General features: G+C 34.5%; 11 protein-coding genes and 1 tRNA gene. 8 read left to right on the forward strand and 4 right to left on the reverse strand.

Features of this window, described 5'->3' with window-relative positions:
- Window positions 1-9 precede the first annotated feature (9 nt).
- The 5 genes from clpX (at window position 10) to G6R40_RS12740 (ending at window position 5,007) form a co-directional block, all read left to right on the forward strand.
- Window positions 10-1,176, forward strand: coding sequence for an ATP-dependent Clp protease ATP-binding subunit ClpX (gene clpX / locus G6R40_RS12720; RefSeq protein WP_165136225.1), 1,167 nt, complete (start codon window positions 10-12; stop codon window positions 1,174-1,176).
- 139 nt (window positions 1,177-1,315) lie between these two features.
- Window positions 1,316-3,295: a T9SS type A sorting domain-containing protein gene (locus tag G6R40_RS12725; protein WP_165136228.1), complete on the forward strand. Its 1,980-nt coding sequence runs from the start codon at window positions 1,316-1,318 to the stop codon at window positions 3,293-3,295.
- Window positions 3,296-3,308: 13 nt separating this feature from the next.
- On the forward strand, window positions 3,309-3,557 hold the full coding sequence (locus tag G6R40_RS12730) for a signal peptidase (RefSeq protein ID WP_165136231.1): 249 nt from the start codon (window positions 3,309-3,311) through the stop codon (window positions 3,555-3,557).
- A gap of 48 nt (window positions 3,558-3,605) precedes the next feature.
- Complete coding sequence (locus G6R40_RS12735) at window positions 3,606-4,889, forward strand: peroxiredoxin family protein (RefSeq protein WP_165136233.1); 1,284 nt, start codon at window positions 3,606-3,608, stop codon at window positions 4,887-4,889.
- A gap of 44 nt (window positions 4,890-4,933) precedes the next feature.
- Window positions 4,934-5,007 (forward strand) — tRNA-Met (locus G6R40_RS12740).
- A 114-nt stretch (window positions 5,008-5,121) separates the two neighbouring features.
- Here G6R40_RS12740 and G6R40_RS12745 read toward each other — a convergent pair.
- Complete coding sequence (locus G6R40_RS12745) at window positions 5,122-5,457, reverse strand: DUF3276 family protein (RefSeq protein WP_165136236.1); 336 nt, start codon at window positions 5,455-5,457, stop codon at window positions 5,122-5,124.
- 138 nt (window positions 5,458-5,595) lie between these two features.
- Entirely contained in the window at window positions 5,596-7,284 is a 1,689-nt protein-coding gene (locus G6R40_RS12750) for an ABC transporter ATP-binding protein (RefSeq protein WP_165136239.1), read from the reverse strand.
- A gap of 150 nt (window positions 7,285-7,434) precedes the next feature.
- Between G6R40_RS12750 and mqo the strand changes: the two genes are divergently transcribed.
- From mqo to G6R40_RS12765, 3 genes are read left to right on the forward strand one after another with little or no spacing between them, the layout of a single operon-like run.
- Entirely contained in the window at window positions 7,435-8,922 is a 1,488-nt protein-coding gene (mqo, locus tag G6R40_RS12755) for a malate dehydrogenase (quinone) (RefSeq protein ID WP_165136242.1), read from the forward strand.
- Window positions 8,923-8,924: 2 nt separating this feature from the next.
- Window positions 8,925-9,320: a hypothetical protein gene (locus G6R40_RS12760; protein ID WP_165136245.1), complete on the forward strand. Its 396-nt coding sequence runs from the start codon at window positions 8,925-8,927 to the stop codon at window positions 9,318-9,320.
- The gene (locus G6R40_RS12765) at window positions 9,321-9,938 is read left to right on the forward strand and encodes a DUF1684 domain-containing protein (RefSeq protein WP_165136248.1); all 618 of its coding nucleotides are present in this window, start codon (window positions 9,321-9,323) and stop codon (window positions 9,936-9,938) included.
- Here G6R40_RS12765 and recO read toward each other — a convergent pair.
- Window positions 9,935-10,624, reverse strand: a complete 690-nt coding sequence (recO, locus tag G6R40_RS12770) for a DNA repair protein RecO (RefSeq protein WP_165136251.1) — start codon at window positions 10,622-10,624, stop codon at window positions 9,935-9,937. The genes G6R40_RS12765 and recO overlap by 4 nt on opposite strands.
- Window positions 10,624-12,861 carry a T9SS type A sorting domain-containing protein gene (locus G6R40_RS12775; RefSeq protein WP_165136254.1) on the reverse strand — a complete coding sequence of 746 codons (2,238 nt, stop codon included), beginning with the start codon at window positions 12,859-12,861 and terminating at the stop codon, window positions 10,624-10,626. The genes recO and G6R40_RS12775 overlap by 1 nt, the downstream gene beginning before the upstream one ends.

Consider the following 12,861-nt stretch of genomic DNA (forward strand, 5'->3'; position numbering starts at 1 on the left):
AATTATTATATGAATCCGAACCAATGTTCTTTCTGTGGAAGAAAAAGAAATGAAGTACAAACCCTAATATCTGGGCAGAATGGTTTTATCTGCGAAAACTGTATCGAACAGGCACATGCTATTGTTAAAGATAGTATGAAAGCTAATGGCGATGCTGGATTTACTATGGAAGAATTGTCAAAGCCCAAGCAGATTAAAGAATTTTTGGACGAGTATATTATTGGTCAAGATCAAGCTAAAAAACAATTGTCAATCGCGGTTTATAACCATTATAAAAGACTACTTCACAAACAAGATGAAAATCGCGAAGTAGAAATTGAAAAATCAAATATCCTGATGGTTGGTGAGACTGGGACGGGTAAAACCTTGTTGGCAAAAACAATTGCAAAACAGCTTAATGTTCCTTTTTGTATCGTAGATGCAACGATATTGACAGAAGCAGGCTATGTAGGAGAAGATGTGGAAAGTATCCTGTCCAGACTTTTGATGGTGTCCGATTATGATGTTGAAAAAGCAGAAAGAGGTATCGTCTTTATTGACGAAATTGATAAAATCGCCCGTAAGTCTGATAATCCCAGCATTACAAGAGATGTTTCTGGAGAAGGCGTTCAGCAAGGTTTGTTAAAACTTTTGGAAGGAAGTGTTGTTAATGTGCCACCGCAAGGCGGAAGAAAACATCCTGATCAAAAATATATTCAGGTTAATACACAGAATATTTTGTTTATCGCGGGAGGTGCTTTTGATGGTATTAAAGAAATCATCGAAAGACGTCTTAACAAGCAAGCGATCGGTTTCAGCGCAGAGAAGCTTAATAATACCGAGGATGACGAATATATTTTGAGCCAAATCAATGCGATCGATTTAAAATCATTTGGACTAATCCCCGAACTTTTGGGACGATTTCCTATTATTACCTATCTTGAGAGTTTGACGAAAGAAACTTTGGTGAGAATTATGAAAGAACCAAAAAACTCTATTATTAATCAATTTGTAGAATTGTTTAAGATGGATGGTGTTAAGCTAAGTTTTACAGATGAGGCTATTGAAAAAATAGTTGATGATACCGTAGAAAAGGGACTTGGCGCTAGAGGACTTCGTGGTACAACGGAAAAAGTTTTAGAAGATTATATGTATGATATTGGTAATGTGGAAGAAATTGTAATTAATAAGATCTAAACTAAAGTATGTTTGAAAATGAATTAAAATATTCTTAAAAATGAATTAAGTATTGATTTTTAAGGATATGATTTCATATTTTCAAAAAAAAGGCATAGTTTTGCAATTGACAAAAACACATAACACAATTTTGTAAATCATGAGAAAAACTTTATTAATTTTAGGAACTATTGTTATTTTTGCACAAGTTCATGCTCAAGATAATTTCACATATATTGGAGATAAAGCTTATTTTAAAGTAAGTGAAGGTGCATTAGTGTATAGCAAAGATCTTAGTATGCGTACGGTTGGCTCTGGTGTTCTCGATGTTTCTGGCGATGTTATGATTGATGGAGGAGTCAATAATACTTTCGAGACAGTCAATACCAACGGAAGTGCCAAGAGTAATGGAGGGAATATAATTCTGAGAATGAATAATGCTTCCAACAATACTTATGGGCAGTTGTATATTGAAGGTTTTAACCAAAATAATATAACAGGTATAGTAGATAAAGAGTATCGTGAGAGAAAACATGGTACTTATCAACAATTATCATTGCCATTTTATGGGAAAATTTTATCGACACTAAATACTGAATTTGGAAAACCTTTTTCCGATGTAAGATGGTCAAAAAATGAAATCCTAAAATGGAATAACCCAAAACCAAGATTCGATATTTTTTCAGTAAATCAACAAACTTTAACTGGATTAGAATATATTGCATTAGGCTCAGGAAATTTTGACGCATCGAGTAATCCAATTGTAGGAATTCAGAATCCAAATGTTGCGACTAACGCAACAGTGCCTAACTATACAAATGGCGTCTATATTGTAAGAGGGAAACCTATCGCCGATACACAAAGCAAGACTGCAAGGCTGTATGGCGCAGGACTTGGTATTGATTATGGAACCAGCGGACAGGTTAGAAATTTACATGGAGAAACTTATAATTCTTATCTTCAGGATAATTTTGATGCCTCTGTAACCAATCCATGGTTACAAGCCAACTTCGGTAAAAATCTTTATCAATATGGAAACCCATATTTAACCAATTTAGATCTAAGTCAAATAGGAATTGTAGAATCGGCTACTATAGGAGATGGAAATGCTATTCCAAACATACAAGGTATTAGATTCGATCCAGGAGAAGTTACTTCAGATAGCGATGGTGCAACTTATTCTACTAACGCAAGATATATTACCTATGCTGGAGGGGTTCCTGTAGCGGATGTTAATAATGCTATTATTAAACCAATGCAAACCTTTGTAGTAAAGTTGGCAAATAGTGTGGATAATGCGTCTTATAATTTGAATTTTAAAACCCTAAGACGTTTTAAATACACAGCCCGCGCAGCAAATGTCAATTATGACGTTACCGCAAATAGAGGAGCTTCCGCAACGACTGTTAAGCAACTTGGTGTTATTGCTTTAGATGCTAACGGGAAAGAATTGTCAAGAACCTATTACGTTGTCTATGCAGATGCTAAGACAGGTATGTTGGATTTAAACCAAGTGAGTTCGCAGGTAACAGCAGGGCCTATAGATATTATTGGTACCTATGAGGAAAAGCCAGACGGAGGTATGGATACTAATTTGTCCGACAAATATTGGCTGTATGTTAACGAAGCTAACGAAACTAACTTTGCTGGAAAGCCAATTGTAATGGAGCTGTATAGCAATGATATTAAATCATTAAAATTCGAAATTCTAGAAGATGCCGAAATGATTGATGATAACCAAAGTTTATTATCATCAGGTAAAGCTTTTTATATCCGTAAAAGTGATTCTTCGGAATTGGTAAGTATTTCTCAAGGGAAAATATTAGATATAACAGGAGATCAGTTTAATCTTTATTATGATAAACCTAATGATGCTACTTTAGGAAATGATGAGGCTAAAATGTCTAGATCTAAGATTGCATACAATCCGAATATTGATGAATACGTTTTACTTTTTGATCCAAAATGGAATGAAGCAGACGTTAAGGTGTATGACATAAGTGGCAAATTGATATTATCAAAAAATAGAGTTTCAACAAAAAAAGATTTGATATTAGATATCCAGAAGTTCAACGGAACCTATGTTGTAACTGCAACATCTGAAAAAGGTGAAGTATTTAATGGTAAAATTATAAGATAAAACACAAACACATATGAAAAATTCTTTTTTTAAATATCTTGCTTTAGTACTTTTTTGTGCAAATCAGTTCGTTTTAGCGCAGATGGCGCCACCGGTGCCAGAATCCCGACCAGGTGCAGGAGGAGGTGGTGGAGCCGGAGGAGTTGGACCTGGTGGACAACCGAAAAACCCAATCGATATGTATGAATATGTTTTAGTAATTGCTGCAATTCTTTTGGTATTCTACTTCTATCAACGAAATAAGAAATTAAAATTATCTTAATATCATAAAAACTCACTTATTATTAAGTGAGTTTTTTATATTTGTAATATGAGAAATATAGCGCTGGCTCTATGTATTTTAGGAGCTTCTACTGTGTCCGCACAATTTAAGGTTAATGCTAATTTGCCTTCCAATTTTGAAGTTAATGATGCTTACTTATTCGGTTATGATGGTTCCAAAGATATTTTATTAGGAAAAGGAAGCATAAAAGGAACTGATCTGAAAATTTCCGTTCCCAAAGCGTATAAAGGAATGTTGCGTTTAGTGCTTTTTCCTTCCAATAATAGCATTCAGATGGCTTCGGAGAATAAAGACATCACGCTTAGTATTAATAAAGTTGAAAACAAAGCCATTAAAGATGTGAGCTTTTCCGATGAGGTTAACAAATATTTTGAATTTTCACAAAATGGACAAAAGAAAAAAGAAGTCATTTATCCCGCACTTCTGCAAATAAAAGAATATTATACGCCTTCCGATACGTTTTATTCCGCATTAGAAAAAGAAATTCTGGCACTATCTTCTGCTGAAGCTTCGAGTAATAATTATCCCTTTATTAATTATTATAACGAAACTTCATCAAAGTATGTTAATAACCCGAATTATAAATCAATCCCTTTACAAGAATACATTAATTTCTTTAACAATTCGGGAAGCTATTTAGAAACCTCGTCTTTGTTGAAGCCCGCACTTATTTCGTATCTTAATGCTGCTGGTAAAGATAATGTGAATACAGATATAGAAAAGCTGTTAAAAGCTGTTAATATTGAAACACCAAGAGGTCAGACCATTTTGTCAGAATTAATTGATATTTTTGATACGTATGAGATGCATGACCTTAAAGACAAATATTTCAAAGAAGCAAAAGACCTAAAATGTACAATTAATGACAGGCTAGCCGGAACCATTAAAAGTATTGATGATGTCAAAATAGGATCTACATTTGCAAATGCTGATTTATATAATACTTATAATACAAAAGCTAAATCAATCTATGATGTAAAAGCCGACCACAAAGTTATTGTATTTTGGTCTTCCACTTGTTCACACTGTACAAGCGAGTTGCCTAGATTCATCGAGAAATATCCAACGATGAAAACCAAGAAAATCGAGATTATTGGTTTGTCGCTAGATGCCGATCTTAAGTCTTATGCGGATATGGCATCAAAATTTCCATGGATAAATGCATCAGAAGCCAAAGGTTGGTATAGCGACTATGCAAAAAAATATAATATCCACGCAACGCCAACTTACTTTATATTAGATAGTTCTAATAAGATAGTTGCGAAGCCTAATCATCTCAATGAAGTTTTTGATTATTTTAGTCTAAAATAATTTTGTGCAAGTGCAAATTTTTTCTATATTTGCACCACAAAATCGGCGAGGTAGCTCAGATGGTTAGAGCGCAGGATTCATAACCCTGAGGTCACGGGTTCAATTCCCGTCTTCGCTACAAAAGACACTTATTTGATAGGTGTCTTTTTTTTTGTCTTTAATTTTAAAATTAAGGCAAAAAAAACATCCTAATTTTAAAATTAGGATGCCTTTTGCTCTTTTCTTTTCATTCTTAAACTTCGTCGTCGGACTCTAAAGTATAAGATTTGGATTTAAAATCTTTGTCATGCTTTTCAGAAATCACATCTTCACCTTTTTGATCGATGATGAAATCTGTTGACTCATTGAACATGTCTAAGAAGTTCTTAAAATCTTCTTTGTAAAGATAGATTTTGTGCTTTTCAAAAGTTGCCTCTCCGTTTTCCCCGAAATTCTTTTTACTTTCAGTAATCGTAAGATAATAATCTCCAGCTTTTGTCTCGCGCACATCAAAGAAATAGGTTCTCCTACCTGCTTTCAATACTTTTGTGAAAATTTCATTTTCGTGGCGTTCCTTGTATTCACTCATTTGTACGATATTTTTGAAATCTGTGTAAACAAATATAATAGAATTCTGCCTAATCCAAAATTATTTTTGAATTATTTATAAAGAAAATTAAAAATTCATGTATTTAATTCTGTTTTTTTGGAAAAATTAAGAGTCTTTCTATGGTAGATAAAGTATTTTGTCTGCACGTTTTGCGCTTGATTCTCTGTGTGTTATAATAACAGAAGTCGCATTTTGCAAATCCTTCTCAATGTTTTGTAAAATATTTTCTTCGGTTTCTGTATCCAAGGCAGAAAGGCTATCATCGAACACAAGAAGTTGTGGTTCTTTTATTAATGCTCTGGCAATACAAATACGCTGTTTTTGTCCACCAGAAAGCATTACACCGCGTTCTCCTACAACTGTGTCGTATTGATCTTTGAACTCGATGATGTTTTTATGCACATCGGCTTTTTTAGCAAATGTGGTGATGAGGTCTTTCCCTGGATTGTCGATGGCAAAACCAATATTATAACCTATCGTATCAGAAAATAAGTAACTTTCTTGAGGAATGTAGCCAATCTTTTGGCGATAATTTTCGAGATTGTGATCTTTCAAACTTTTTCCATCGATCAAAACTTCACCTTCATCGGGATCAATTAAACGGCAAAGTAATAAAGCAATAGTAGACTTTCCACTACCAGTTTTTCCCATAATGGCAAGTGTTTCACCAGCATTTACTTTAAAACTTATGTTCTCCAAAGCTTTAATTCCCGTATTTGGATAAGTGTAGCTAACATTACGAAATTCGATATCGCCTTTTATAGGATATTCTTCATGGTTTTTGTTAATGATTGTAGACTTCATTTCTAAAAATTCATTAACACGTTGCATGGATGCTTCGGCTCTTTGGTTGACCGATGTTACCCAACCAACCATAGAGAATGGCCATATCAGAATGTTAATATATAAAAAGAAATCGGCTATGGTACCAACGCTCATTTCGCCAGCAATGTACTTTTGCCCGCCGATGTAGATAACCGCCACGTTAAGGAGTCCGATAACAAATAAGATGATTGTAAAGAAATAAGCTTCTGTTTTTGCAAGATCTAAAGCTTTGTCTTGGTAATCCTTGACTTTGATGCCGTAATTACGTTCGATGTATTTTTCTTTACTAAAATATTTAACAACGCGAATGCCCGAAAAACTGTCTTGGACAAAAGTCGAAATTGCAGATTGGCTTTTCTGCATGGTCTTCGATTTTTTGTTGATAATATCGCTAACCTTATAAATTACAAATGACAAAATGGGCAATGGTAACAAGGTCCACAAAGTCATTTCGACATCAGTCATCAACATATAAGTACTCGTGATAATCAACAAAATTGCAAGGTTGACCACATACATCACGCCAGGACCTAGATACATGCGGATGGCTACAACGTCTTCGCTTAATCTGTTCATAAGATCACCAATTGTGGTTTTCTTATAATCTGTTAGCGATAATTCTTCGTAATGTCTAAAGATTTTATTTTTAAGCTCATATTCGATTCTTCGTGAAGCAACGATAATGGTCTGGCGCATCATAAAAGTGAAAAATCCAGACAATAATGAACAAAGTAATAATATCCCGGAATTGATGAAAATAATGCGGAAATAATCCCAATTGGCTTTTACGTTATCAAAAATACTTGCCTCTTTAGAAAGTTTCAGATTGTCGTAATTACCTTCAATGATATTAATGGTTTGTCCAACAAATTGAACTTTGTAAATAGCAAAAAAATTACTGAGTATGATGAATAAAAATCCCCAAAAAAGGAGTACTCGATGTTTCCAAAAATAAGGGTTTAAGGTTTTTAAAGCTTTCATTATTTAAAAAAGTTTAGTCATTTCAATAGGCTAAACTTGGTCGTAAATTTACGAAAATATTTTTCAAGATATTCGGCAAATTAATTGCTTAGAAAGACTTCTTTGGTACGGAATTTTCTGCAAAATTTTGCATTAAACAATATAAATGTAATGGATACTCCGAAACCGAAATACGACCTTGTACTGATAGGTGGTGGTATTATGAGTGCAACATTGGGAACCATCGTTCACCAATTAGAACCCAATCTTAAGGTCGCAATTTTTGAACGTCTGGATGACGTCGCTAAAGAAAGTTCTGATGCCTGGAACAACGCAGGAACAGGGCATTCCGCTTTTTGCGAACTCAATTATACACCCCAAAAGAAAGATGGAAGTATTGATATCAAAAAAGCTGAAAAAATCGCTGAACAATTTGAAGTTTCTAAACAGTTTTGGTCTTATTTAATTGAAAATAAGTTAATCAGCAAGCCTAAAGATTTTATAAATTCTTGTCCGCACATGAGCTTTGTAATGGGCGAACACGATGTTGATTTTCTTCGAAAACGACACGCTGCGATGACAAAATCTCATCTTTTTGAAGGAATGGAATTTTCTGACAATCACGAAAATCTTCAGAAATGGATACCTTTAATCATGAGAAAACGTAACCCTAGTGACAAGTTAGCAGCCACCAAAATGGATATGGGGACAGATGTTAATTATGGCGCTTTAACAAAAAAACTAATTCATCATTTACAAGAAGATAGCAGTGTGGAAGTTTTCACGTTTCATGAAGTTAAGGATATTAGCTTGCAAGATGACGGCGAATGGCGCCTTACCGTGAAAGATCGTAAGAATCTCCATAAACAAGAAGTTGATGCACGATTTGTTTTCATAGGTGCAGGAGGTTATGCTTTGCCACTTTTAGATAGTTCTGATATTAATGAAAGTGCTGGTTATGGAGGCTTCCCAGTAAGTGGACAATGGTTGGTTTCGAAAAATCCAGAGTTAATTGCTCAGCACAAAGTGAAAGCGTATACACAAGCTACAGTTGATGCACCGCCGATGTCTGTGCCGCATTTGGATCTTAGAATTATCGATGGGGAAGAAGCTTTGTTGTTTGGTCCGTTCGCGGGATTTTCAACAAAATTTTTAAAGGAAGGAAGTTACCTAGATTTGCCAGAAAGTATTAACTTTAAAAACATAAGATCCTTGTTCGGCGCATGGTGGCACAATTTACCTTTAACAAGATATTTGATTCAGCAAGTTGCAATGACAAAATCTCAGAGAATTGCCCATTTGAGAGATTTTATCAAAGATGCTAAAGAAGAAGATTGGGATCTTAAAATAGCTGGTCAGCGTGTACAAATCATTAAAAAAGATGCAAAACACGGTGGGAAATTAGAGTTCGGGACAGAGGTTGTTGTCAACAAAAACGGAACTATAGCCTCGCTTTTGGGCGCTTCTCCTGGAGCAAGTACATCGGTTCATGCCATGTTGAGTGTCTTGGAAAAATGTTTCCCAGAAAATATGACAGGAAAATGGAAAGACAAAATCGTAGAAATGATTCCTAGTTACGGAACGAGCTTAGCGACGGACAAAGACCTAACTGAGAAAATAAGAGCTGCCAGCAAAAAAGCTTTGGAATTAAATTATTAAAAATGGAAACGATAAAAACCAAACCGATTATAGAAACGTCCCTGATGGAGGCTACAAAAGAGCTAGAACAACTGGACAAAATGGTAATTCTACATTGCCGCTATCAATCGATTGGTTTTTTTGAAGAAAAAATAAGAATTTGGGAATCCACTTATCTTTATGATGATGCAAGTCCCAATGATGTAAGTTTTCTTATCCATTGTGAAAATATTAGTCTTTACCCGCAGTGGACAGATGTGCCGCCGGGTAAGACTTTTTATTTTACTTTATATTTTACAGGCCTATCAGATTCTTGTAAAAGTTTTAGCTTGAGAGAAGTCATTGCCGAATCTGGAGGTTTTTTTGTGCCGAATATAAAACGTAACAAATCCGATGTCTATAACGTAATTATTGCTTAAATGAAACAAATTCTATTTTTTTTTATTTTTCTAAATGTCATTAATCTTAATGCACAATCTTCTAAATCATGGAAACAAAGTGTTATTGATTTTCAAAACGAACTAAACCGAGAATATAAAACGCTAGACGAAACCCCACTGCGAGGCGAGAATTTTGAAAAATTTAAACGTCATCCATTTTTTCCAATTAACAAAAAATACTATGTTGAAGCCAGATTAGAGAAAGCTACTTCCGAAAAAAAAATGATTATGCCAACCTCTTCTGGGAAATCAAAATCATTTACAGAATATGCTAAAGCTTATTTTAAATTGAATGGGAAAAACCTGGAATTGACACTTTATACCAACGATGCTTTGCAAAATAATCCCCAATATGCAAATCTCGTTTTTTTACCATTTAGAGATTTGACGAACGAGGATAAAACCTATGGTGGCGGGCGTTACCTTGATTTAGAAAAAGTTGATGGCGATACTATGATGATTGATTTTAATAAAGCTTATCAACCTTATTGCGCATACAATGCTTATGATTATAGTTGCCCTTTGGTGCCAGATCAAAATAAATTAAATGTAGCGATTGAGGCGGGTGTAATGTATGATGATGTCTACCATCATTAGAAAATATCCTGGATGATTTCTAATGATTTTGGGGTTCTGAAATCCACAAAATGAAAATGATAATACAACAAAAGACTATCTAAGAATTTTCTGCGTTGTTCTCTTTTTAAAGTTAAATCATAAGGCTTTTCCTTGGACAAGTAGGCTTTCCAGATTGCAGAATTTTCTTTATCAAATAAATAATGAACTTCGGAATGGACAAAAGTTCCCGTTTCTGGATTGAGATATGGCGCGTCGTTTTCCAAAGGTGCCCAACCTTGGATTTTAATTATTTTAAGCATCAAAACCAAATGCGCTTCCATATTGGCGCATTCCACTTCATGTAAAAATTCAGAAATAGCTTGGTACAGTTTTGTGTTGGCTTGGTTTTCGTGTTTTAAAATTTGATTTAAAAGATCCGCAATATAGAAGATAATAGCATTGGCCTTTATGTCTTGGTACAAATCATTTTTGTTGACCGATTCTATACTAGATACACTTAACAACTCCGAATTGAATTTGCTTTTTGAAGTGATTAATGCAATTTCATTTAATGGAAATAGATAAGCTTTCTTTTTGTTTTTTCCGGAATATATACCTTTTACATAAAAAGTTAAATAAGCACTTTCTTCTGTATAACAATGCAATATAGCATCATTATCTCCATATCTGATGTAGGAAAGAAGAAAGGCTTTGTAAGAGTTCATTAATTAACTACGGCAATTTTTGCAGTTTTTGTATCAGTACCATCTTCGTTGGTCATCAACACGAAATAAATTCCAGAGGCAACGCGAGCGCCTTTTGCATTGTTAAGATTCCATTCGTAATAACCACCACGGGCAACTGCAGAATGCACAACATTGCCAGCAGCATCTGTTATTCGGATGTTGGTTTTGGCTGCCAAACCTTTTATATACACATTGCCTTTGTGCTGTGCATATACGACAGGATTGGGATAAACCAAAACGTCGCCAAAGTTTTCTGTAACATCCGCAACATCGCCTTGATATACCATAATGCCATCAGCTGTTGCGAAATAGACTTTACCTGTTTTGCTGTCAATTTGGACATCTGTCACGGTGTCATTTGGTAGTGGCGAATTAGATTTTGTAAAATGTTGGTAAGTCTGCTCTCCATTTGGACTAAGATAGAAAACGCCACCGCCTGCAATAGAAATCCATTTTTGATTTCCAGAATCGACCGCAATCTGCAATATTTCTGAGTCACGGAAGAGTTCTTCTCCTAGTCCGTTTTCTTCAATTATTATAGGTTCGGTCTGTGGTTTGTCTTCATTAAAAGCTGCTTTGGGGTTGGATAGAATTCTAAGACCTTTGTGTCCTCCAATCCACAAATTGTCATTTTTATCTAAAGCAACACTAATTGCATCACTTGATGGTAGATTATTATCTTTTGTAAGATACTTAAGTGGATTAGTTGATGAAGAAGGATTGTTACCATAATCATACATAATTAAACCACTATTGTCGGCTCTAGGAGCGGGAATGTACATGGTGTTGTCCTTTAAAAGGTGCTTTTGAGCACGATTTGCATTAATTAAGGGAATTGTTATAAAATCGTCTGTACTTCGATTGTATAAATAATAACCAACATTGGCATTCGTATTATTTAATAAGCTTACGCTTACAAAAATATTATTGTTTTCATCTATTGCAAGACCTGTTGGTCTATTATAAAAATTAGGGCCTTCTGTTGATTTGTAAATTTTTACAAATTGATCGTTTTTCATTTTGTAAATACCTTTTTGTCCATTTGTAGAAGAGTAATTTGTGAAAAATACAATGCTAGGGTCAACCGGGTCTGATATTACATCAAACACATTAAATTGTATTGGATTTGAAATGAAATACTCTGGATAACTCCAAGTTTGACCGTTAAAATAATAATAACCTAGGTTTTTGTATATTGGTGTATCGTAGTTATCGCGGCTTCCAGTAGAGACCCATATTTTATTATCTATAATACTTAATTTATAGGAGAAGTTATTATACGGTCCATCTGGTTTAAAACTAGATTGGCTTTCATTAAGGAGCCCATTTAATTTTGTTGCAGAAAAAAACTGATTGTTAAGCGCATAACCAGAATTAAGTTCTTCAGAAAAGTCGATGTTTTTTTGTAATGCACCAGAGCTTTTATTAAAAATATATAATCGGCTGCCATCAGCAACAATTATATTTTGTGCCGTTATCACAACATCTTTTACATTGCTAAAATTTTGTGGCAAAGCGGTGGTTGATGTTATATTATCTCCATACCTCACTTGGTTTGCATTAGAATACGCAATGATATCTTTTGTAGCGATGTTTGTAAAACTACCAGCACTTTGCGTTGTCCAAGTTGAATATACCGGGAAAGTGGTATCAATTGCGTGGGTTAAAAGTCCATTCTGTGTGGCGACTACAACTTTTTCATCGATAATGCCAGCTTCGAGAGCTGCATTGTAATTTCCTCCAATATTAAAAAATGCACTTTCACCAAATTCTCTTTTTTCAAGATTAAAAATAGAAACGCCATATCCTGCCGAGATAACCGCCTTATTCCCAGAAATAGAAATGTGATTAATTTTTTTATCTCCTAAATACCCCATTGCAATTGGAATGTCAACGATAAGGAACACACCTTCTGGCGTAATAACGTCCATTGCACCAGATTTGTAACCTACAAGTCCGATTTGTGTTTCCGGATTGTAATCAAAAGCTGTTATTTTAACTTCGTGTAAGCCATTGGCTTTTGATAATTTTTTAATTTCGCCTGAGGTAGGATTATAATAAAAAATTCCGTTTTCTGTTGCAGCTATTAGTTTTTGTCCATCATCACGAATGGCCAATACGTTATTATAGGAAAACAAATCACTCCATTTTGAAGTGTTTTGTGCGGTCAATGCTCCTAAACTAAGCAATGAAGATAATAATAAAGCTTTTTTCAT

Source organism: Chryseobacterium sp. POL2 (assembly GCF_011058315.1).
In the GTDB taxonomy this organism is placed as follows: domain Bacteria; phylum Bacteroidota; class Bacteroidia; order Flavobacteriales; family Weeksellaceae; genus Soonwooa.